At 61.4% G+C, this 21,696-nt stretch carries 25 protein-coding genes; 6 read left to right on the forward strand and 19 right to left on the reverse strand.

Going from position 1 to position 21,696, the window contains the following annotated elements:
* Nucleotides 1-18: 18 nt before the first annotated feature.
* Together AC2EBU_RS07190 and AC2EBU_RS07195 are read right to left on the reverse strand one after the other, a co-directional pair.
* Complete coding sequence (locus AC2EBU_RS07190; RefSeq protein ID WP_484609678.1) at nt 19-1,284, reverse strand: cytochrome P450; 1,266 nt, start codon at nt 1,282-1,284, stop codon at nt 19-21.
* A gap of 27 nt (nt 1,285-1,311) precedes the next feature.
* Nucleotides 1,312-2,031: a type 1 glutamine amidotransferase gene (locus tag AC2EBU_RS07195; protein WP_484609679.1), complete on the reverse strand. Its 720-nt coding sequence runs from the start codon at nt 2,029-2,031 to the stop codon at nt 1,312-1,314.
* 126 nt (nt 2,032-2,157) lie between these two features.
* Between AC2EBU_RS07195 and AC2EBU_RS07200 the strand changes: the two genes are divergently transcribed.
* From AC2EBU_RS07200 to AC2EBU_RS07215, 4 genes are all read left to right on the forward strand, one after another.
* Nucleotides 2,158-3,174: a helix-turn-helix domain-containing protein gene (locus tag AC2EBU_RS07200; protein WP_484609680.1), complete on the forward strand. Its 1,017-nt coding sequence runs from the start codon at nt 2,158-2,160 to the stop codon at nt 3,172-3,174.
* Nucleotides 3,175-3,303: 129 nt separating this feature from the next.
* Complete coding sequence (locus AC2EBU_RS07205; protein WP_484609681.1) at nt 3,304-4,305, forward strand: Bug family tripartite tricarboxylate transporter substrate binding protein; 1,002 nt, start codon at nt 3,304-3,306, stop codon at nt 4,303-4,305.
* Entirely contained in the window at nt 4,302-5,768 is a 1,467-nt protein-coding gene (locus AC2EBU_RS07210; protein WP_484609682.1) for an amidase, read from the forward strand. The genes AC2EBU_RS07205 and AC2EBU_RS07210 overlap by 4 nt, the downstream gene beginning before the upstream one ends.
* The gene (locus AC2EBU_RS07215; RefSeq protein WP_484609683.1) at nt 5,765-7,222 is read left to right on the forward strand and encodes an amidase; all 1,458 of its coding nucleotides are present in this window, start codon (nt 5,765-5,767) and stop codon (nt 7,220-7,222) included. Before AC2EBU_RS07210 ends, AC2EBU_RS07215 begins: the two co-directional genes overlap by 4 nt.
* Before the next feature lie 165 nt (nt 7,223-7,387).
* On the opposite strand, the gene AC2EBU_RS07220 is transcribed toward AC2EBU_RS07215, so the two are convergent.
* The 9 genes from AC2EBU_RS07220 to AC2EBU_RS07260 form a co-directional block, all read right to left on the reverse strand.
* Nucleotides 7,388-7,858, reverse strand: a complete 471-nt coding sequence (locus tag AC2EBU_RS07220; protein WP_484609684.1) for an AAC(3)-I family aminoglycoside N-acetyltransferase — start codon at nt 7,856-7,858, stop codon at nt 7,388-7,390.
* A 66-nt stretch (nt 7,859-7,924) separates the two neighbouring features.
* Nucleotides 7,925-8,479, reverse strand: a complete 555-nt coding sequence (locus AC2EBU_RS07225) for a hypothetical protein (RefSeq protein WP_484609685.1) — start codon at nt 8,477-8,479, stop codon at nt 7,925-7,927.
* Nucleotides 8,472-9,434, reverse strand: coding sequence for an immunoglobulin domain-containing protein (locus AC2EBU_RS07230; RefSeq protein WP_484609686.1), 963 nt, complete (start codon nt 9,432-9,434; stop codon nt 8,472-8,474). Before AC2EBU_RS07230 ends, AC2EBU_RS07225 begins: the two co-directional genes overlap by 8 nt.
* A gap of 196 nt (nt 9,435-9,630) precedes the next feature.
* Nucleotides 9,631-10,086, reverse strand: a complete 456-nt coding sequence (locus AC2EBU_RS07235; RefSeq protein ID WP_484609687.1) for a hypothetical protein — start codon at nt 10,084-10,086, stop codon at nt 9,631-9,633.
* 108 nt (nt 10,087-10,194) lie between these two features.
* A complete protein-coding gene (locus tag AC2EBU_RS07240; RefSeq protein ID WP_484609688.1) occupies nt 10,195-10,674 on the reverse strand; it encodes a hypothetical protein in 480 nt (159 codons plus the stop codon).
* Nucleotides 10,671-11,252: a hypothetical protein gene (locus AC2EBU_RS07245; protein ID WP_484609689.1), complete on the reverse strand. Its 582-nt coding sequence runs from the start codon at nt 11,250-11,252 to the stop codon at nt 10,671-10,673. Before AC2EBU_RS07245 ends, AC2EBU_RS07240 begins: the two co-directional genes overlap by 4 nt.
* A 561-nt stretch (nt 11,253-11,813) precedes the next feature.
* The gene (locus tag AC2EBU_RS07250) at nt 11,814-12,056 is read right to left on the reverse strand and encodes a hypothetical protein (RefSeq protein WP_484609690.1); all 243 of its coding nucleotides are present in this window, start codon (nt 12,054-12,056) and stop codon (nt 11,814-11,816) included.
* Nucleotides 12,049-12,228 (reverse strand): BrnT family toxin, encoded by a 180-nt coding sequence (locus tag AC2EBU_RS07255; protein WP_484609691.1) that lies wholly within the window; start codon nt 12,226-12,228, stop codon nt 12,049-12,051. Before AC2EBU_RS07255 ends, AC2EBU_RS07250 begins: the two co-directional genes overlap by 8 nt.
* Nucleotides 12,229-12,285: 57 nt before the next feature.
* On the reverse strand, nt 12,286-13,401 hold the full coding sequence (locus AC2EBU_RS07260) for a hypothetical protein (RefSeq protein ID WP_484609692.1): 1,116 nt from the start codon (nt 13,399-13,401) through the stop codon (nt 12,286-12,288).
* Nucleotides 13,402-13,521: 120 nt separating this feature from the next.
* On the opposite strand from AC2EBU_RS07260, the gene AC2EBU_RS07265 reads away from it, so the two are divergent.
* Nucleotides 13,522-13,929 carry a hypothetical protein gene (locus AC2EBU_RS07265; RefSeq protein ID WP_484609693.1) on the forward strand — a complete coding sequence of 136 codons (408 nt, stop codon included), beginning with the start codon at nt 13,522-13,524 and terminating at the stop codon, nt 13,927-13,929.
* Nucleotides 13,930-14,264: 335 nt separating this feature from the next.
* Here the strand turns inward: AC2EBU_RS07265 and AC2EBU_RS07270 are convergent, their stop codons facing one another.
* From AC2EBU_RS07270 to cadR, 6 genes are all read right to left on the reverse strand, one after another.
* Nucleotides 14,265-14,603: a hypothetical protein gene (locus tag AC2EBU_RS07270; RefSeq protein WP_484609694.1), complete on the reverse strand. Its 339-nt coding sequence runs from the start codon at nt 14,601-14,603 to the stop codon at nt 14,265-14,267.
* 145 nt (nt 14,604-14,748) lie between these two features.
* Complete coding sequence (locus AC2EBU_RS07275) at nt 14,749-15,336, reverse strand: hypothetical protein (RefSeq protein WP_484609695.1); 588 nt, start codon at nt 15,334-15,336, stop codon at nt 14,749-14,751.
* Between the two features lie 161 nt (nt 15,337-15,497).
* A complete protein-coding gene (locus tag AC2EBU_RS07280; RefSeq protein WP_484609696.1) occupies nt 15,498-16,013 on the reverse strand; it encodes a DMP19 family protein in 516 nt (171 codons plus the stop codon).
* A gap of 806 nt (nt 16,014-16,819) precedes the next feature.
* Entirely contained in the window at nt 16,820-17,692 is an 873-nt protein-coding gene (locus tag AC2EBU_RS07285) for a hypothetical protein (protein ID WP_484609697.1), read from the reverse strand.
* Between the two features lie 142 nt (nt 17,693-17,834).
* Complete coding sequence (locus tag AC2EBU_RS07290; RefSeq protein ID WP_484609698.1) at nt 17,835-18,794, reverse strand: protein NO VEIN domain-containing protein; 960 nt, start codon at nt 18,792-18,794, stop codon at nt 17,835-17,837.
* 345 nt (nt 18,795-19,139) lie between these two features.
* A complete protein-coding gene (cadR, locus tag AC2EBU_RS07295; RefSeq protein WP_484609699.1) occupies nt 19,140-19,574 on the reverse strand; it encodes a Cd(II)/Pb(II)-responsive transcriptional regulator in 435 nt (144 codons plus the stop codon).
* Nucleotides 19,575-19,686: 112 nt separating this feature from the next.
* Here cadR and AC2EBU_RS07300 point away from each other — a divergent pair, with 112 nt between their 5' ends.
* Nucleotides 19,687-20,319, forward strand: coding sequence for a cation efflux transmembrane domain-containing protein (locus AC2EBU_RS07300; protein ID WP_484609700.1), 633 nt, complete (start codon nt 19,687-19,689; stop codon nt 20,317-20,319).
* Nucleotides 20,320-20,483: 164 nt separating this feature from the next.
* On the opposite strand, the gene AC2EBU_RS07305 is transcribed toward AC2EBU_RS07300, so the two are convergent.
* Complete coding sequence (locus tag AC2EBU_RS07305) at nt 20,484-20,867, reverse strand: hypothetical protein (protein WP_484609701.1); 384 nt, start codon at nt 20,865-20,867, stop codon at nt 20,484-20,486.
* 22 nt (nt 20,868-20,889) lie between these two features.
* A complete protein-coding gene (locus AC2EBU_RS07310; RefSeq protein ID WP_484609702.1) occupies nt 20,890-21,690 on the reverse strand; it encodes an SDR family oxidoreductase in 801 nt (266 codons plus the stop codon).
* Nucleotides 21,691-21,696: the final 6 nt, after the last annotated feature.

Raw genomic sequence — 21,696 nt, forward strand, 5'->3', positions numbered from 1 at the left:
AGGTTCCTTTCGGGTTGTTCAGAGCCGGTGCATGCGCACCGGCAGGCGCTTGATGCCACAGACAAAGTTGGAGCGCAGGAAGGCGTGTTCGCCCGTCTGTTCTATGCCGCGCACCCGCGCCAGCAGCTCCTGCAGCAGCACGCGCAGCTCCAGCCGCGCCAGCCACATGCCCAGACAGGTGTGCGGACCACCCTGCCCGAAGGACAGATGCCGGTTCACGCCGCGCTGCAGGTTGACGGTGAACGGGTTTTCGAAGGCGCGCTCGTCGCGGTTGCCCGAGATGAACCACAGCAGCACCTTGTCACCGGCCCGCACGAGCTTGCCGTGGTACTCGAAGTCCTCGGTTGCGGTGCGGCGGAAATGGGTGGCCGGCGATGCCCAGCGGATGAATTCGTCGGCCACACCTTCCCAGGCCGCCTCCCCCTGGATGGCCCGCAGGTCTTCCATGAGGCCCGGCTGGTTGGCCAAGGCATGCAGCGCCGCGGCGATGGAGTAACGCGTGGTGTCGTTACCCGCCGCCACCAGCAGGCAGAAAAAGTTGCGAAATTCGGTGTCGCTGATGACGTTGCCCTGGGCGTCCGGCTGGGTGATGAGGTGCAGCACGCCACTGCGGTCGCCGGCGTCGCGCTTGCGTTCCATCAGCCGCGCCGCGTAGTCGTAGAGCTCGGCGCCGGCGGGCGAGCGAAACGGCATGAAGCGGTAGGCGTCGGTGTCCACCTGGTCGACCACATGACGCGTGAAGTCGCTGTCGGTGTTGGCCATGAGCGCGTCGCCACGATCCACCAGCCAGTCCAGGTCTTCCTCCGGCAGTCCGACGATCCGGCCCAGCATGCGCATGGGCAACTGCCGGGCGATCGCGTGCACCGCGTCAAACTCCGAGTGCTCCAGCGCCTGGTCCAGTATGGTGGCGCACAGTTCGCGGATCTGCTGCTCATACAGCGCAATCATCGGTTTGGAGAACGCCTTGGCGACCAGCAGGCGGGTGCGGGTGTGTTCGGGGGGATCGGTTTCCTGAAAGGTGCGCCGGGCCAGGTATTCCTCGCGGGTCTGGTCTTCCATGCGAATGCCCTGTGCCGAACTCAGGCGCTGGAAGCTGCGGTTGAGCTCCAGAATGTCGGCATGCCGGGTGACCGACCAGAAACCCTTGCCGCCGGCCCATTCGCACCAGGCCATCGGATCCTCGTCGCGCAGCCGCCGAAAGGTGTTGTGGGGCGCGCCGTGGACAAAGCTGTCGTGGCTGGACAGATCGGCGTGGCCGTCGTCAGTGGGGTTCCAGATCGTCATGGCGGTGTGTGTTGCGGTATGGCGAACTCAGGCGCCGGGGGCGCGCTGCTCGATGAAATTCACGATCCAGCGGAAAAACAGGTCGGCGTCCACGGGTTGTTCGATGTCCTCGCGCGCTTGCGCCAACGCATCGGCCGGCCACTCGGCGCTGAAATGGTCCAGCAGTTCGCGCATGAAGGGTCGCGACAGCTCGGGGTGAAACTGCACCGCCAGCATGTGGTCTTCCACCACATAACAACCCACCGGGCAGAACGGGCTGCCGCCCAGCAGGCGGGCGCCGTCGGGCAGCCGCGTCACCTGGTCCTGGTGGACGGCGAACAGGTTCAGGAGGTCTTGCGGCGGGTCCATCCAGGGCAGCCGGGTGTTCAGGCGCACCTGGCCACGGCCCAGGCCCCAGCGGGCGGTCTGCTCAACCTGACCGCCCAACGCGGTGGCGATCAGCTGGTGACCAAAACACAGGCCCACGGTCGGCACCCGGTGTGCATGCAGTTGCCGCACAAATGCAGCGGTTCTTGCAATCCACTCCTCGTCGTCCAGCACCGAGGCCGGGCTGCCGGTGAGGACCACGCCGTCCAGCCCATGCGGGCCGGGCGGCAGTTCATGGTCGATCGCGCGCCAGACGCGGCAGCGCCAGGCGGGCCGCAGCGCCAGCAAGGCGGCCGCCACCTTCTCGCCGTCGTCGGGGTGCCGGGCGGCGAAATCCGAACGGTCGGTGTTGGTCAGCAGGATGGCGATCTGGCGAGTCATGGCGGGCGGGTCTGGGGTGGTCCGATGCTAGGCAGACCGCGGCAAGCGCGTTATCGTGTTTGCGCACCGGGAACCCGGGGTTTGCCCGGACACCACCACACCGGTCACTCCCCCAGAATCGTCCGCATGCCCTGCCCGCCCCCAACGCTGCCACCCCCCGCGGACGGCCCCACGCCTCTGGCCGCGCCAGGCGCCTGGCGGTGGACCGCACGCACCGACGATGTCGACCGCCACGCCCATGCCCAACCCGACTGGCACCAGCGGTACGAACAGCTGTCGCCCGGACGCTTCCAGGGCCTGGTGCAACATGTGCAGTTGCCGGGGCTGCGCCTGGTGCGGGAAGAATCCAGCCAGGCGCTGCGCCAGCGCGGCGACCTGGGCACCGGCGCCTACGGTTTTGCCATGCCGCTGCAGCAGACGGAAGCGGCCATCTTCAACGGCCAGCGGGTGGACCGCGACGCCGTCATGGTGGGCCGCAGCGAAGAACTCGACCTGTGCTCGCCGCGCGATTTCCGGCTGATCGCGGCCGTGGTGGACGCCGACCTGCTGGCCTCGCTGTGGGAACGCATGTACCTCAAGCCGCTGTCGCCCTGGATCCGGGCGCAGCTGGTGTTGCCGGCCCGGCCGGCCGCCGCCGAGGCGCTGCGCAGCTTGCACCAGGCGGCCATGGCCACCGCGACCGGCGACGGCGCGCCACTGCGCGATGAACTGGCGCTGCGCCAGCTGCGCGACGAGGTGCTGATCGAGTGGATCGAGGTGCTGCCCCCGCAGGTGGACACGTCCGAGCTGTCACGCGTGGCGGCGCGCAAGCGGCTGGTCGACAAGGCCTGCGAGCTGATGCTCTCGCACACCGACGAACCGTTGTCCATGCTCGAAGTCTGTCAACGGGTCGGCGCCAGCCGGCGCAAGCTCAACTACTGTTTCCAGGACGTGCTGGGCACCAACCCGGTGAAGTACCTGCGCGCCGTCCGCCTCAACGGCGCGCGGCGAGACCTGCGCGGAGGCGGGCTGGCCGTGCAGGATGTGGCCGCGCGCTGGGGTTTCTGGCATCTGGGGCAGTTCTCGCGCGACTACAAGGCCCAGTTCGGCGAGTTGCCATCGACCACCGCCGGCCACCGCGACCACCGCAGTCCGTCCGGCTGACCCGGGTCGCTGCGCCACACGCGCGGGAAAACCCGGCATCGCCTTTGCCGGTTCTTGATAACGGGCCGGAGGCTTCGCGGCAGAACATCGGGCCTGTCATTTCCCCCCAAGCAAACCGGAGACCCGCCCATGCCCGCCGCCTTCACCCGCCGTCACGCCATCACCCTTGCCGCCGCTGCCGTCGCCGCCAGCGCCGGACTGCCTGCCTGGGCCCAAGGGTTTCCAACGAAGACCATCACGCTGCTGGTGCCTTACCCGGCCGGAGGCGCGTCCGATTTCGTCGCCCGCAAGCTGCAGCCGGAACTGGCCGGAAAACTCGGACAGACCATTGTGGTGGACAACGTCGGTGGTGCCGGCGGCTCCATCGGACTGATGAAAGCGCTGGGCGCGCCGGCCGACGGCCACATGATCGTTCCCGGCACACCGATGGAACTGATGCTCACGCCCCTGGCCATTCAGGGCATCCGCTACAAGCCGGAAGACTTCCGCCTCGCCGCCCAGCTCATCAGCACCAACATGGTGCTGGCCATTCGGCCGAATCTGGACGTCAAGTCGGTCGAAGACCTGATCGCGCTCGCCCGCAAGTCCGCCGACAAGCCGCTGTCCTACGGCAGTGTCGGCCCCGGCTCCATGTACCACCTGATCGGCGAAAAATTCGCCCAGGTCACCAAAACCAAGCTGCTGCATGTGCCGTACCGGGGCATCGCCAACGTCATCCCCGACCTGATCGGCGGACAGATCGACATGGCCTTCCTGCCCATGGCCGGCCCCGTGATGCCCACCATTGCCGACGGCAAGATCAAGGCGCTGGGCATCACCGCCAAGGCGCCGCACCCGCTGTTCAAGCAATACCCGGGCATGGCCGCGATGCCCGGTCTGTCCGAGATGGAGTTCGACCTCTGGCTGGGCCTGCAGGTGGCGAAAGGCACCCCGGACGACGCCGTGGCCCGCCTGAACAAGGCCGCCTACGACGCGCTGCAGAACGCCGAACTGCGCAAAGCACTCGAAGCCACCGGCAACGCCATCCTGGCGCCCAAGTCGGTCGCCGAACTGGCCAAGGTCTACGCCAGCGAAATCGAACGCTACAACGCCATCGCGAAAAGCATCAACCTGCAGCCCCAGGCCCAGTGACGTCCTGCCTGGCATCGGCCGGTGAATGGCTGGCGCGGCTGCAGCGGCGCGAGCTGTCCTCGGTCGAGCTGCTGCGCCAGTTGCTGGCGCGCTGCGACACCCTCCACCCCGCCCTCAACGCCGTGGTGGTGCGCGATGCCGATCGCGCGCTGGCACGCGCCGCGCAGGCCGACGCCGCCCGCGCGCGGGGTGAGCACTGGGGTGCGCTGCACGGTTTGCCGATGACGGTCAAGGAATCGTTCGACGTGGCCGGACTGCCCACCACCTGGGGCCACGAGTTCCTGCGCGGGAACGTCGCCACCTACCATGCCACCGCCGTGCAGCGCCTGGTGGACGCCGGCGCCATTGTCTTTGGCAAGACCAACGTGCCGGTCTCACTGGCCGACTGGCAGACCTTCAACCCGGTCTATGGCACCACGAACAACCCCTGGGATGTTTCGCGCACGCCGGGGGGCTCGTCCGGGGGCAGCGCCGCCGCGCTGGCCGCCGGGCTGACGCCGCTGGAGCTGGGCAGCGACATCGGCGCCAGCATCCGCAACCCGGCCCACTACTGCGGCGTCTACGGCCACAAACCGACCTGGGGCGTGGTGCCCATGGCCGGCCACCAGGTGCCGGGCGTGGCCTGTATCGACAGTCTGGACATCGCGGTCGCCGGCCCCATGGCACGCAGCGCCGCCGACCTGAGGCTGGCCCTGGACGTGCTGACCCGGCCGCTGGAACGCTTCGGACCCCTGGGCTGGCACCCTGCCGCGTGGCGCCCGCCCGGCCCACCGCCCCCCCGCCTGCGTGTGGCGCTGTGGACAGATGACCCGGTCGCGCCGGTGGACGCGGCGGTACAGGCCCGGCTGCAGGCCCTGGCCGACTTTCTGCGCCAGCAGGGCGTGGCGGTGGACGAGGACACCCGGCCGGTGGACTCCGCGGAGACCCATTTCGTCTACCTGCACCTGCTGCGGGCCGCCACCGGCGCCTGGCTGGATGACGCGACGTGGACGCAGTTTCGGGAGCGGGCCGCCCGCTACGCCGCCGATGACCGCCGTTACGAAGCCGCCCACTACCGCGGCAGCACCCTGAGCCACCGCGACTGGGTGGCTCTGGACCAGCGCCGCGCCAGCCTGCGCCACCAGTGGGACGCTTTTTTCACCCGATACGACCTGCTGATTACCCCGGTGGCCTGCACCACCGCGTTCGCGCACCACCAGCACGGCGAACGCTGGGAGCGCCTGGTCCCAGTCAACGGCACCGCGCGGCCCGGCACCGACTCGCTGTTCTGGGCCGGCCTGCCCGGAGTGGTGGGCCTGCCGGCCACCGCGTTCCCGCTGGGGTGCGCCGCCGACGGCCTGCCGGTGGGCGCCCAGGTGATCGGCCCGGCCATGGCCGACCCGGACACCCTGCGTTTCGCGCACTGGCTGGAGCAGACCTGGCGCGGATTCGAACCCCCTCCCATGGCAACATCCCTCCCATGACCACCGACACCCTCACCGCCCTCGACGCCCACGCGCTGTCCGACGCCATCCACCGCCGCACGGTGTCGTGCCGCGAGGTGATGACGGCCTATCTGGCGCGTATCGCCCGGCTCAACCCGCAGCACACCGCCATCGTGGCCCAGGCGGCCGACGACACCCTGCTGGCCCAGGCCGACGCCTGCGACGCCGAACTGGCCGCCGGCCGCAGCCGTGGCTGGCTGCACGGGCAGCCGGCGGCGATCAAGGACACCGGGCAGGCCACCGGCTTTGCCACCAGCTTCGGCAGCCCGCTGCTGGCGCGCCAGAGCGCGCGCGACGACAGCATCTACGTGGCCCGCATGAAGGCGGCCGGCGCCCTGGTGATCGGCAAGACCAACATGTCGGAGTTCGGCCTGGGATCGCACAGCTACAACCGGCTCTACGGCACCACCCGCAACGCCTGGGACCGCACGGTGTCGGCCGGCGGCTCCAGCGGCGGCGCGGCGGTGGCGCTGGCGCTGCGCCTGCTGCCAGTGGCCGACGGCTCGGACTTCATGGGGTCGCTGCGCAACCCGGCGGGCTGGAACCATGTCTACGGCCTGCGCCCCAGCCAGGGCCGCGTGCCCTCCTGGCCCCGGCCGGACCTGTTCGTCAGCCAGCTGGGTATTGATGGCCCCATGGCCCGCACCGTGCGCGACCTGGCCCACCTGCTGGAGACCCAGGCCGGCTACGACGCCCGCACCCCGCTGGCGCTGGGCGACGCCCCCGGCACGCCGATGGTGCCGCCGCCGCAGGACTGGGACAGCGGCCTGGCCGGCAAACGCATCGCCTGGCTGGGCGACCTGGGCGGCCACCTGGCGGTGGAACCCGGCATCCTGCCCCTGTGCGAAAGCGCGCTGGCCCGCATGGCGGAGGCTGGCGCCGTGGTGGAGCCCGCCACGCTGGACACCGACCTGGACGCGGTGTGGAACGCCTGGCTGGCCTGGCGCTGCGCGCTGGTGGCGCCCATGATCGGCCAGGCGCTGCAACTGCCCGGCGCGCGCGAGCAGATCAAGCCCGAGGCGCTGTGGGAATACGAACGCGCCCAAGGCCTGCAGCTGGGCGACTTCATGCGCGCCGCCCAGGTGCGCAGCGCCTTCTACACCCGCCTGGCCACGTTGCTGGAGCACTTTGATGCCCTGGCCCTGCCGGTGGCGCAGGCCTGGCCGTTCGACGCCAACCTGCACTGGCCCAAAACCGTGGCCGGCCGCGCCATGGACACCTACCACCGCTGGATGGAGTGCACGCTGTACGCCACCTTTGCCGGCCTGCCCGCCATCAGCCTGCCCGCCGGCTTCAGCCCCGACGGCCGCCTGCCGATGGGCATCCAGCTCATCGGCCGCCCGCGCGGCGACGCCGAACTGCTGGCGCTGGCGGCGGGGTATGAGGCCCGCATGCACGACCTGCTGGCGCGCCGGCCGCCGGAGACGCCGTGACCGGCGGCAGAAATCACTACATTAACCGTAGCAAACAATGACCTTTTTACGCTGGGTATCGGCTGTTTTCGCCTGAAAACCTGTCGAAAAGGGCCAAAGGGGTGGCGGTGGGCGGGAACTTGCGCTTGCTATGGTGACGAGGGGGCAGGTCACCTGTCCGACATGTCAGGCAGGACTGTCGGGCTCGGCGATGTCGAAGTGCAGTACTTCTTCGCGGGTACCCAGCTTGGTGTACAGCGCGACAGCGGGCTCGTCTTCAACATCTGCCTGGACGAAGACGACATGGGCGCCTTTGGCTCTCGATACTCTCTGAACCTCCCGGATCAGGGCAGTCGCGATGCCTTGTCTACGGAAAAGTTCGTCAACCGCAAGGTCGTAGATGTAGGTTTCGGATCGCGCCTGCTCGAATTTGACCAGAACATACGCCGCGAGCCCGCCGACAACACGGCCTTCAGAGACGGCTGCCACCGCAATGAAATCAGGCCTGGACAGCAGCGTCGCCAGGTAGGCGTCGTCTGGCTGCTTCTCGGTATACCTGGCGACGTCTTCAAAAGCGGCCCCGAACATGCCAAGCATGCGCCGCATCAGATCAATGTCCTCAGGCGACAAGACTCGAATCGCAACCGCCTGTTTCATGGCACTTGCTCCGGGAAGGGTGATTTGTGCGGCTTACGTTTGAGCTGAGGGGCCTCCAGCGAGGGGTTAGCCATCACCTGCCGCAGCACGTGCCTTCGCCTTCTCTAAGTCGCGTGACAGCCAAACAGCGATCATCGTCGGTACCAAGGCGCACGCCGCCATTGCGATGATCCATGCGAGGGGGACGCAAGCAAACTTCGAGTGAGCTTTCAGCAAGCTCTGGCCAAGCATTAGGGTCCACAACAATCCAAGAACAACAAGACCAAAGAACCTTAGTTTTCGAACCGTGAGTCCGCGGTAGCCGTTTAGGTACTTCCACTCACCGCCCGTTCGACGATTCAGTATGGCGAATACTCTGTCCTGAAAGTCACCGAACCTGCGGACTGAGTAGAGGAAAAAAGAGAAGGCTGCAATGGAAGCGATCGCAGCCACAAGTACCGACTCCGGAACAGCGTCCTTCCATCCTGAAATCATCAGACCCATCGGTGCGAGGGAGATCGCAACATACACGGTCTCATGATGCGATACACGGGTGTCCCAATGGCGGAACATTTCGAGTAGCTGCTCATTGGAGAGGCTGGCGGCCCGAAGCGGCCGGTTGAGTCCCTGAGACTTAGGCATTTAGAACACTTTCAGACAGGAGGCCTCTGCGGAGCAACGACGAAGCCAAGCAAATGCGAAGCTCAGGTGTCCATCGCCTGCGCCTTTCAGATTCAGCCAACCAAAACATCTCCGCAGCCGCCTGTGTAGACACGTCGACAAATTTAAGGTCACGTGTATCCTTGTCCCTAGCGTGGTGTTCCCACCTATATCGAACCTCTTGCTCATTGAGGTCAGTCGAAGCATCACCGAAGAACTTGAGGTCACGCACATCCTTGGCCCATGCAAGAAGGTGAACCGTGATCCCGGGGCTAGCAACGTGCTGCTTGTAGAGCCCCAGCTCTTCGCGAAGACCCCTTAGACCGAGCACGCTAAGTACGTGAAGTTGCTTCAGGTCGGAACGAGTGAAGTCCTTCCGGATCGCATTCTCGCCGACCCCATTCGTGAGACGTCCACCGTACCACCCAACTACGTCGTCCTCCGGGCTAGAGCGGACGCCGAGGACAACAGTCTTGCCTGAGTTGCAGTACACCGTAAGACCAAGTCCCAGGGGATTCGGGAAGGACTCTACTGGGACGAACGGCTTGGCCTTTAGCAAGTACTCGTTGAGGCAAGTTGGGGTGCTGTCACCTAGCGCACTCTTGTGAGTAGCCAAGAAGTCAAACCATCGGTAGACGTGCGCAGAAACCGACATCTTTAAGGGAGCGTTGGAGTCGATGGTCATTTGCCTGAGTCCGACGTTTGCCTTGTCCTTTGCTCCCCGATCTCTCCACTGCCTGAAGTTCTTCGCGCGAATCTCGCTTCTGACGGTCGCCGGCAGTTCGTACATGCCCGAGAGGGTCAAGTCAATGCTGGCGAGAGAAAGTAGATCACCGTCTATTGGAGTCGATGGATGAGCAAAGAGTGTCCCGACGGCATCTTCATACTGCTTCCACTGTGAGGCAAGAGGCGATGATCGTTGGTCGGTCGTAGGCATGACGGCATGAATGTGATGGCTAACGAATGAAAGGGACTTTCCCGTCCCGAATGATCCGCGTAGTTGCGGCATGCGGCATCCGGGTGCCACGTTGGGAAGTGCGAAATCTCATCGCATCACTTGATTTGTGAGAGGGGAATTCATAACCGTTAACGCCATCGGCGTCGGTTTTGACGAGACCATCCCCACGATGACGTCAATGCTTCCTGTTCTTACCCAATCCATAGGCGCCACCACTAACAACTCGGCCGCGATCGAATACATCATCGCTGCTGCCGCCATCGAATCCAGATTTCGCGCGCCAATACGCCTCGCGTTCGCGATCAGACTTAAACATGTTTTGTGGCTCCGAAAGACCGACTAGAGCCAGCATTTCCAAGGGCGCAGGCGATTTGTGAGCGGTTGCATAGTGGCTTTTTATCTCAGAAAGCTTAATTCCATGTTTACACGACGCGCATTTGACAACTGTTCCCAAATATACCCGCCGCGCCTGATTAACAATCTTCAAATTGTCACCAGCGGCTGACTGTCTTTCCTTTTCTGCCGAGTGGGCGCGGGCAAGGTGTCGCTCAATATTACGCCTCGCAACGGTCTGGCCGCACTTTGGGCAGGCGACCATCTCGGTTTCAATCTTGCTCTCTAGAGATTTCATGGAAACTGCTAACGCAGAAGTCACCGGCGCTGCGCGGCTTTATCGCGCAACGTCCGTGTGGACTGCCGGGTTATGCCTCGCGGATTCACAAAGTAAGTACTAAAAGTTCTACCAATTATCCGCAAGCGCCTTTGCCAAAGTTCCGAAGACTGGTTCAACAGTGGTGCACGGTCCGTCCGATCCCTTTTGCTTAAGAACCAATACCACCTGATTCGTCTCAATGTCTGTAAGCATTAGCGTGAAGTGATGAATATTGAAGTCCGTAAAGGCACATTTCATGGGGCTATATTGAGTTTGTAAGCTGATACCCCAGCGGGTTGTTGCCTCATTGTATTTTGCGATGCGGTTCGGACTTTGAAGCTCAGTTATCTGCTGCTGGGTTGGCATCGGTTTGACAACAAAACCATTTTCAGCAAGAGAGATGCTCATTTCGGCAATGTATGGTGTTTTGTTGAGGAAGGTAACTATTTTTTTGCCCTTTTCTGGCTTGCTTAGATTGCTTACCGTTACAGGTCCGCTAGACATCATTACGCAGCCCGCCAGCAACCATACTACGAGGCCAAGCAAAGAGAGTCTGAATGCGTTCATACGGGTACTCCTGAGTTAATTTTTTCGGGCACAACTTGAAGTAGAGGTATCTGCGCGTCTCCAGTGGACTGCCGGGCTGCGGGCGTAGTGTTCGCACAGATGGCTTTCATCTTCTTGCGGAGCTTCTTCCATTCCTCGCTTTCCCAAGTAGCTGTGCCGAGCCTGTCACAGTAATCGGTAAGTGAGCCGTCCATTTCTCTAAGGAAGACCGTTGCATCGATGGTCTTAGTGGGAGCATCAAACAGCGTGCCCAAGTCTCGCCGGATGTGCCACCCACCAGTAGTTTCGGCTTGATGCATGATGCCGCAGCGAACGTGTGCGTAAAACGCTTGAGCGTGCCCACGGAACGGCAAGAAGCGGTCTTCTCGATCGAAGAATTGGCAGAACGCTAAGGCGCTGTCGGGAGATTTACGCCAGCCATTCCAGAAAGACACCAATGCTTCAATCATGAGGCATGCGGAGGCCATCATGATGAAGCCGCTCTTCTTGGGGTTGTTGTCGAAGGGCAGGATGTACCGCTCATAGAAACGCTCACGGATAAAGGTAGCAATTCCATTTCCGTCCTTGGCTTTCTCCATTGCAAGATACTGACTCACAGTGGTTGACCTGGACAGCAGAGAATTTCGTTCAGACGCGTTCATTCAGGGTCGCTCTAGGAGGCATAACGCAATGTTTCCCGCAAATTCTGCCGGATAAGCTGGACCGCGCGGGATATTCTGGGCGCGGGTTCCTCCGGAAAATTGTTGTACATCAAGAGATTGCAAGCCTTTTACTGGACAAATTGACAGGCATAAAGCACCCCCGAAACCCGGCAGCCCACAGTTGCATCGCCCCGGCTGTTTCAATACCGCGTTGGGCTTGGTGTGGATGGTTGACGGCTTGGCGCGGGTGCAGAACCCGGCGCGGCCCCGGGTGGAGTACCACACCGGGCCTGATCGGCCCTGAAAATAGTCCTGTTTTCATAGCAAACAATGACCTTTTTGCGGTGGGTATTGGGTCTTTTAGCCTGAAAACCTGCCGGAAGAGGGCAATGGGGCGATGAAGGTCGGGTGATTCGGGTTGGTGAGGCCGGTGAGGCTGCCAGGGGCCGGTCAATGGCGCCTTGCAGGCGGGAGTCGCGAAGATGCTCAGCGTCGACGCTACGCGGCGACGCGCTTGCGCGGCGTCCGGCTTGCGCGACTTGTCAAACCTTGCGTTTCTTGCGCAAAAGCCACCATGCTTGCCGGCGCTTTGTTGACGGCCTCGGACGGCGGGAACGCTTTCGAAATCTCGGGTTGCAAAACAACGTCATTGCTTCCCTGAGTGAAGTGTTTCAGGTACTTACCCATTACGCCCTTGCCGAGTTGATCGCGCTTCAATTCGGGGATGTCTTGATCAGCCATTTTGGTAGATGCCTTTTTCATACCATGTTGCCTTTCTTGCGCTGATGATTCGAATGCCGTTGCGGCGCTCCGTATGGATCACCACCAAAAGCCGCGCCTTGCTTGAGATTCCGTCGGTCCGACTTGGATCTTCGACGTCGGTGCGATCGGTGTCCTCTGGGGGGAGTGCCATCGCATGACCAAAAAAATGCTTACCGTTTCATCGAACGATACACCGCGTTTCAGCAGACTAGGGCTCAGTCTTTCCGCCTCCGCCGCGAAGGCTTCTTATCAGACTAGCGATTTGCTCCGCCCCATCGAACGTCGACGGGATGCCGGTTTCATCTGGCATCAGTCCGCTAAACACCAACGCTTCAAACTTGGACAGGGCAGAGGAATCTTGAGCTTTGACGCGCGATGCGTATTCAGCATAGCTTTCTATAAACTGACAGAGAGCAATTCTCAGGTCCAGTTGCAGAAGCTGCGCCCTAACAGAACGGAAATGACTCAGCACGACACGGAAGAAGTAGAGCAAGATCAGTTCAACGGCAACTATTGTTGGAAGCGTGTATGCGAGGGTCAGCTTGTGGCTCTCGATGATGTCTAGCTTGGTGACGACGAACACGATCTGGCCCAAGGGCGCGGCAACCATGAGCAAAGCGATGACCACTAGCCAGAAGAACGCGAAGGCGCGTTCACTTTCCTTCTTCCCGTGGAGCGCCTGAAATCCGTTCACGAGACCGACAAAGTTGTAGGCTGAAGTGACCTTCTTGAGATTCTGGTCAAGTGCGTCCAGTCGAGCTTGCCTGCGACTAGCGTCAGTGTCCCAATCATCCTTAAGCTTGCGAGCGGCCTCAACGGTGTCGGCGAATTTTCTGTAGTCGCCGATAGACGGATGGTTGATCAGGCGCTTTGCGACCTGTGCCGGCATTGCGTATGCGGCGAACACAAGCTGTTGACGGTCATTTCCAGAAAAGCCCTCCAAATTGTCATGAACAAAGTTCATGATCCGCCGAAGCTCAAAGCTCGGATCGGCTGGTTGGGCGAAATCCAACTCGCAAATGAATCGGTATGCCGAGGTGAAGATTGAGCGAAGCGCTGCTTCACGTCTATCGTTTGGTTCATTCGAGTAGCCAGAGACTTCGCTTAGGAAGTTGTTGCCAATCCATTCAATGTTAGTGACGCAAAGCTCGTCAAACTTTTCGGCATGCGAGATCATGAGATCCAGAATCTGCGCTAGGTTGTGAACAAGTCCTTCAGGGCTCACTGCGCCCTCGGGGAGCGCCCGCAACGCGTTGGCGAGAATGCGCAAATGGCGCATGTTCGACGGGTGCGCGAAAAATTGCCGGGGCGCTTCGGTCGTCATGGTTGTGACTTTCAACGCCTAATGAGGCCGTGCAAAAACCCCAAATCCAGCCGCAGGTGGGTGCAGGGTTGCGATGATGTTTTCTTTCATGGCCTCTTTTCCTCGGGTAGTCGATGTCGGTTGACCAACCCGTCCCAGTGGGCTACTGATCGGTCCTTTGGCGCTCATTCTGACACCGAACATCACCTAACCCCGACCCTACCTATCCAGATCGCACCCAACCAGTTTCGCGATGTTTTTCGCCAGACAATACAGTGGGCTCTGCACCCCCACCCTGTGTCGCCGGCGCAACGTGAAGCAGTTGAGTCGCTTGTTGTTTTGCCGGATCTTGCCAAATGCCGGCACAACCGTGCCAATGCGCTGGCTGCAGAGCCTTCTTCCCGCGGAGATAACGATGCGTCGTTTCATCGCCTGGCGCGGGTCAATTGCGACTTCTTTGCTCTTTTCTCGAAAATCGGCACCGGCGCGGCCCCAGGTGAAAGACCTCACTCGGCTTGGTCGGCCCTGAAAAAATCCCATTTTTTATAGCAAATAGTGACCTTTTTACGACTGGTCCTGTGGCCTCCACAGTTGTATCGCCCCGGCTGTTTCAGTACCGCATTGGGCTCGGTGTGGATGGTTGAGTGCCTGCCGCGGGTGCAAGTCCCGGCGCGGCCCCGGGTGGAAGACCGCACAGTTCCCGGGTGGCCATGAAAATAGTCCTGCTTTCATAGCAAACAATAACCTTTTTACGATGGGTATTGGCTCTTTTTGCCTGAAAACCTGCCAAAAAGGGCCAAAGGGGTCGCGGTGGGTGGAAAGTTCCGCTTGGTTGGGTGATATGGAGGCCGATCAATGCGGCACACCTATGAAACCGTTGATGCTCACACCACCAAAACCGACAGAAAGCCGAGAGCCAAGCCGAGAGAAAGAGGCGCGGGCGCGGCGGACGTCAGGAGCGAACTATGCGAGCGGCCGATCCAGCGCAATTCATCCTTCGAACTCTTGAACCAACCAGCCCAAACGTACTTCTCCTCTAGGCGTGAGCCTAAGATGACCGTGACGGCGGCCACGAGAACCAATGCGAAGAATGCCGAGGGATAGAGTGAAAAGTGGTCGGCTGCCGTCCCGCAAACCGCATAGCCAAGCCAGAAAGTCAGAGCGACCCCGGCGAGATAGACAACGCCTTTAAGAACGCGTGGCACGTGAGTGAGAGTGATCACGCCATTGAACGTTGGAGTTGAGCCGCGAGCGCCGGTGTGGTGCTTGGCCCGCTGAATGGATGATGAGCCACTCCGGCAAGCGGGCCAAGTGCCACGCCGGCGGAGGTCCGCTTGACCGACCTGTTAGAACACATCGCCCCCTCTTTCACTGCGTCCACAGCCTGTCTGCACGGAGAACCTTGAGCAGTTTGAACCACCGCTCGTCTTCATTCGAATTCGGGTTCTCTTCGCTTCGATAGGCTTCACCCGCGGCGTCGTAACCGTTACCTTCGTGTCCGCCAGCTTCGTACCATGCCACTTCCGCGCGGGTAAGTGCATCCGCCTCCTCCGGCATACCGGCGCGACGGTAGTGCTCGCGAACGAGTCTCATGTCCTCGCTCCCTACGTTTTCAAGTGCGAGCCACGAGCTGAACTTGCAATGCGTTTCGAACCTGAGAACGTACCTGGCAATCGCATATCCATCCGGAAGCCTCTTGTACTGAGATGGTGCTAGGTCCAGTATGTCAAGCTGAATAGCCAATCCCTCCATGAAGACGCTGAAGGGCTCTTCGTCGGGAATCTTCCAAAACTCCAGAAAAGCGGGCTCCACCAAGGCAGTAATTTGGCCCGGGTCTTGAACGTGGGGATTGAAGCTCAAGATCGTTTGCCCAGGCTTCAGCTTTGCGCGCAATGCGGCATGCTGCGCCTGCATTTCAAGCAAACTCTTACGCGCCTCAGCGATGGCCGGAATCACGACTGCTGGATTCAAAGCTCTTCTCCCAATGCGTTCTAACGTGGAATTCACCGGCGGCGTGACATTTGCGGCTTTTATGCAAATGTCATGACGTCCGCGTGCAATGTTATGTTAGACGCAGGACTAGCTATGGCAGCTGGTGCTTATTAGTTGCGTTGCATTTAGGATTTGACCGAGGAGTACCAAAGGTTCTCATTTCTTCGCATAAAGTTGATTACAGCCATTCTCCTTTCATCGTCGTCCTCAAACTCACGCTTTACTGACTTATATGATGATTCCGCGGCGTCTGTATCTTCTTCGTCTAAAATGCAGGAGTTCAGTGCGGCTTGTAAAGCGTCTGCCTCACCGTGCAGGCCGATTTTTCTGTACGCAGCTATGGCAAGTGGGAGTTCTTCCGTTCCTGCGTTTGTTAAGGCGCTCCAACCATCACAGTCATAGCCATCTTCAAGGCTAAAAATTGGCCATAGGATACTTATAGCCTCTGGTAGTTCTTTCAATGCTTCGGCCATGCCCCCCTCAAACCGACATGAGAATACTACCGGGAGATAATTCATGTAGTCATAGTACAAGTCATCGTCCAGTTTCCAAAACTCAAGCGGGAAAGGGTCTTGGAGCTTCCTTTCAGGATAAAAGTTGTACATGTACTCTCTGAGTTCTTCTAGCAAAGCCCTAATCATTCTGCCTCCTAGGAAAAATTGGCTCAGGTTTTCAAAGGTCTAACGCAATGCATCCCGCAAATTCTGCCGGATAAGCTGGACCGCGCGGGATATTCTGGGCGCGGAATCCGCCAGAAAATTGTTGTACATCAATGAATTGCAAGCCTTTTACTGGGCAAATCCACAGGCATAAAGCACCCGCGAAACCCGGCACCCCATAGCTGCATCGCCCCGGCTGTTTCAATTCCGCTTTGGGCTCGATGTGGATGGTTGACGGCCTGCCGCGGGTTCAAGTCCCGGCGCGGCCCCGGGTGGAAGACCGCACCGGGCCCGGGTGGCCCTGAAAATAGTCCTGCTTTCATAGCAAACAACGACCTTTTTGCGCTGGGTATTGGCTCTTTTCGCCTGAAAACCTGCCGAAAAAGGCCCAAAGGGGTGGCGGAAGGCGGGAAGTTCCTGTTGGTACGAGAATAAGGGGGCAGGTCACGTAGTCCTTCACGCGTGAGAAGGACCGGCGACCAAGCGTCTTCTCTAAGACAGCCTTGAGTGGATAGTACTGCGCCAGGTCGGTCCGAATATCGGACATAGCGATCTAACAAACGAAAGGGGCTTCCCCGTCCCAAGTGATACGCGCAGTTGCGGAGTGCGGCATCCAGATGCCACGACGGAAAGCGCGATCTCTCATCAACTCACTCGTTTTGTGGAACGGGAAGCCATGACCATTGTCACCATCGGCATTGATCTCGCCAAGAATGTCTTTGCCGTCCAGAGTCAGGCGCCGTAGCGGGTCCACTTGAATGATGGGTTAGGCCGTGCCGCCCCGACAACTATCGTAGTAGCCTCAACAAACCTCGGTTCGAAATCCACTCGTCGAGCTTTGACGATTGCCAAGTAGGATTCCACTTGACGTTCTTTCCAAAGGTCCATTCAGTTGCTGAGTCCTCTATCACGGTAATTAGACCGTCTGCGCCATAGCCTGACTCTCCGGACATTCGTCCGTTCCATTTGATTTCGACCTTCAATCTGTAAGTCGAATCTGTGTAGTCGAAGCCCACGAGTTTCGTGCCGATGGACTGGCCTCCATCGTAGGATCGAAACACCACAAACTTACCCAGTTCTTCTGCGAGGGCCATCGCTCGACCACGCACGCGCTCTTGTCGTTGCCGGTCTGCCGCGGCTTGCTGTTCGGCATCGGCGCGTTGCTGGGCAAGCCTCGCCTCTTCGGCTCGGCGTTGTTCTTCTTCCCGTCGAGTCCGCTCAGTTTGCTCCCAAGAAGCCAACGCAACCTTGTACCTTTCGCTTTCAGAGCGTGCGTGCTCCAGGAGATCCCGAATGCTTGTCGCGACGTCAGCAATTTCTGCCTTTGTTTTCCCACTATCGATTTGGCATCGCTTGAATCGTGATGCGATGTTCGAACCCTCCGCGTACTCGCGCTTCCTCTTGTTGAATACCGCAAGAAGTTGCTGTTGCGCGCTGTAGTCGGGGCCAACGACTTTGATCAGATCCCTTGCCGCCGCAGCCGGCGCATTGTCAAAGTTGCAGGCCTCTGCCAAGAATGCGTAGTAGGAAGCGTGCTTTAGGAGTGCACTCGCGCGCTCTGCGGGGAAGGCAGGAGGGGCCGGGCGAGGTGTTTGCGCCAACGCGGCGCTCGCGACGCTTGCAATCCAAAGTACAGAGATGATTCTTCGCACAGTTGCCATAGGCTCCTCCTCAATTGATACAAAACTTTATATTGACGAACGCGCTTGCTTCCTTGCGCGGCCCAACGTTCAAGCTAACCGGCAGCCAAAAGCGCAGCTTTTGGCTGCCCAGCGACCGAAGGGAGCGAGGTTGAGCGCCATGTTAGATGCATGTTATGGACGCGCTCTGTTTAACTTTGATCTCAAGAGCACGACCATCATTGTCTTCGACTACCCATGCCGCTTGCTCGTCGCTGTAACGACAAATTGAAAGCGATGGGGACTCCAAAGCATTGGTTATAACGGCCAGACGGTAATCATTCGCCTGTTTCGTAAATGCGTTGTACTCATTTGGAGTTAGCTCAACTGAAAATTCTGCCCCAGAAAGGCCCTTGACCTCAATGCGGAGTGAACACCTTCCAGATTTCGCAACGAGATCCCAGCCGACATTATCTTTTTCGACACTCACGACATCGTAGCCAAGGTTTTCGAAATGCGTGCAGCAAACGCGGATAGCAGCTTTCTCTACTTTGGCTTTCCTCTCTTGATCTTGTGGCTTACCGTGCTTTGGCTTACGCGGAGATTTACCGCCTTCGATCAATTTGCGCACTTCTTTGACGAGTGGCGAACTCTCTGGGCTGTCCGCATACCAAACATTGCTTTGCCCCATCCCCCCTTTCACTTGGCGCGGTATTTCAAATACGCGGGCATCTATGGGAAGGAGCGTCGCACTGCCTACAGGTGCCGTAATTCGGTATCCATCAATTCTATTTTGAGATTGAGCGCGGGGAGCTTTCTTGAATCGCTGGTAGTCCCGAAACACCGTCGCATCTTTGTACCAACCGACAATAGTTGTGCCCCCGCCTGGCCGAGTGGCCGTCCAAATGACCGTTGTTCCTGCTATCGAATCATCTCCGCTGTTTGCGCCAAGGCGGTCGAGATTGATCTGTGCGCCAGGTGCTTGCACGTAACCATACAGCGTGTCGTTATCTGGACTGAAGTTGCAGACTTCATATCCCCTTCCTTCCTTTTTGACGTAGGCGCCACCGCCGCTGATGTGATCGCCAGATAGGAGGCCTTGGTATCGCTCCATCCAGCCGACGTTACAGAACAAAATTGGCATAAAGGCTCCTATATGCATCTAACGCAATGCATCCCGCAAATTCTGCCGGATAAGCTGGACCGCGCGGGATATTCTGGGCGCGGAATCCGCCAGAAAATTGTTGTACATCAATGAATTGCAAGCCTTTTACTGGACAAATTGACAGGCATAAAGCACCCGCGAAACCCGGCAACCATCGTTGCATCGCCCCGGCTGTTTCAATACCGGGTTGGGCTCGATGTGGATGGTTGACGGCCTGCCGCGGGTGCAAGTCCCGGCGCGGCCCCGGGTGGAAGACCGCACCGGGCCTGGGTGGCCCTGAAAATAGTCCTGTTTTCATAGCAAATAATGACCTTTTCACGCTGGCTATTGGCACATTTTCCGTCGAGAGGCCGCGCCAGGCGGGTGGGTGGCCTGGGCCAGTTCGGTCAGGATGCCGCAGTGGGCGGCGTCGCTGGCGCCGGCGCATTGCTGGCGCAGCGCCTTGAGCTGTTTTTCCAGTTGGCGCAGTTCGCGGATGCGGGTGGCCACGTGGGTGATGTGGGCGTCCAGCAGCGTGTTCACGTCGGTGCAGGGCGCCTGGGGGGCGTCCTTGACGCGCAGCAGCGCCCGGATTTCGTCCAGCGTCATGTCCAGCGAGCGGCAGTGGCGCACAAAGACCAGCCGCTCGGCGTGGTCGGGGCTGTAGAGGCGGTAGTTGCCGTCGCTGCGCGGCGCGGCGGGCAGCAGGCCCTCGCGCTCGTAGTAGCGGATGGTGTCGACCGGGGTCTGGGCCGCGCGGGCCAGTTCGCCGATTTTCATGGTGGGGTTCTTTCTGCGCCACCCTGCGGGCGCCACGCACTGCAGCATACCGCTTGACTCTGGAGCCGCTTCAGGGTTTCCAATGGCGTCATTGTCACTGGAAAGCCTTTTTATGTCCGACTCTTGCTGCAGCCACGGCTGCGCCGCCCCGCCCGCCAGCCAGAGCCCGCGCTACCGCCGGGTGCTGTGGGTGGCGCTGCTGATCAATCTGGCCATGTTTGGTGTGGAGCTGGCTGGCGGCCTGCAGGCCGGGTCGGTGTCACTGCTGGCCGATGCGGTGGACTTTTTCGGCGACGCGGCCAACTACGGCATGTCGCTGGCGGTGCTGGGCCTGGCACTGACCTGGCGGGCACGGGCGGCGCTGGTGAAGGGGCTGAGTATGGGCGCCTTTGGGGTGTTTGTGCTGGGCCGCGCGGCCTGGTCGGCCATGGCCGGCACGGTGCCCGAGCCGGTAACGATGGGCGCCATCGGGGCGCTGGCGCTGGTGGCCAACGTGACGGTGGCCGCCCTGCTCTACGCCTGGCGCGAGGGCGACGCGAACATGCGCTCGGTGTGGCTGTGCAGCCGCAACGACGCCATCGGCAATGTGGCGGTGATGCTGGCCGCGCTGGGTGTGTTCGGCACCGGCAGCGGCTGGCCCGACCTGGCGGTGGCACTGGTGATGGGCGTGCTGGCGCTGAGCGCAGCGGTCGCGGTGATCCGGCAGGCGCGGGCGGAGTTGCGCCCGGCGCCGGCGGGCGCCTGAACGTGGCGCCGCCCGTGCGGCGCACACAGCGGGGCATCGATTCGATATCTTTGTAATAGCAAACAATGACCTTTTTACGATGGTTATCGGCACTTTTTTCTTGAAAAGTCCGAAACCCGCGGGTTTCCGGCCCGCGGCAGCCCCGCTGGTGGCCGCCTTTTCAGTCAGCCGTCCGCCGGCCCGTCCAGGCCGAACGCGGCGCTCAGGGCGCTGCAAAAGGCCGGCGGGCCGCTGAGGGTGAGGGCCACGGTGAGCCGCGACGGCGCGGCCGCGTCACCGTGCCAGACCAGGCAGCGGGCGGCGGCGTCGTAGTGCAGCGTGGCGTCGGTGGCGGATTCGACGAGCTGCAGGTCATAGTCCCAGTCGCCGCCCTCGCCCACCGGGCCACACGTGCCCCCGTAGGTGGTGTGCGCCCAGTCGAGCACTCGCACGATGTCGGCCGCCAGCGCGTCCCGGTCGGCGGGGCGCACGCTGGCCAAGGCGTCGAAGGTGGTGACGCCGTCGTCACCCTCGCTGGTGTCGAAATCCAGCCAGCGCAGCGGTGTCATGGCGGCCCCTGTACCGGCGGGTTCAGTACGTGCCGGGGTAGGCGCCGCCGTCGGGCAGGATGTTCTGCCCGGTGATGTAGGCCGCCTGCTGGCTGCACAGGAAGGCGCAGATGGCGCCGAACTCCTCGGGGGTGCCGTAACGGCCGGCCGGTATCTGCGCCTGCTGGGCGCGGCGGATGTCGTCCACGCTTTTGCCGGTTTTGGCGGCGGCCGCCTGCAGCGTGGTGGCGATGCGGTCGGTGTCGAACTTGCCGGGCAGCAGGTTGTTGAGGGTGACGCCCTGGGCCGCGATGCCGCTGCGGGCCACGCCGGCGACAAAGCCGGTCAGGCCGCTGCGCGCGCCGTTGGACAGGCCCAGGATGTCGATGGGCGCCTTCACCGCGCTGGAGGTGATGTTGACGATGCGCCCGAAGCCGCGCGCGGCCATGCCGTCCACCGTGGCCTTGATGAGTTCGATGGGGGTGAGCATGTTGGCGTCCACCGCCTTGAGCCACGCGTCGCGGTCCCAGTCGCGGAAGTCGCCGGGGGGCGGGCCGCCGGCATTGGTGACGACGATGTCAAAGTCGGTGCCCGGACCGCCGGCCACGCCAAAGACGGCGGCGCGGCCTTCGGCGGTGGTGATGTCGGCAGCCACGGCCAGCACCTGCGCCCCCGACGCGGCCTGTGCGCGCAGCTCGCCCGCGGTGCGGGCCAGCGCCTCGGCGCCGCGCGCCACGATGACCACATGCACGCCCTCGCGCACCAGCGCCAGCGCGCAGCCGCGGCCCAGCCCTTTGCTGGCGCCGCAGACCAGCGCCCATTTGCCCGTGATGCCCAGATTCATGGTGGT

The organism is Curvibacter sp. T50 (genome assembly GCF_057219955.1).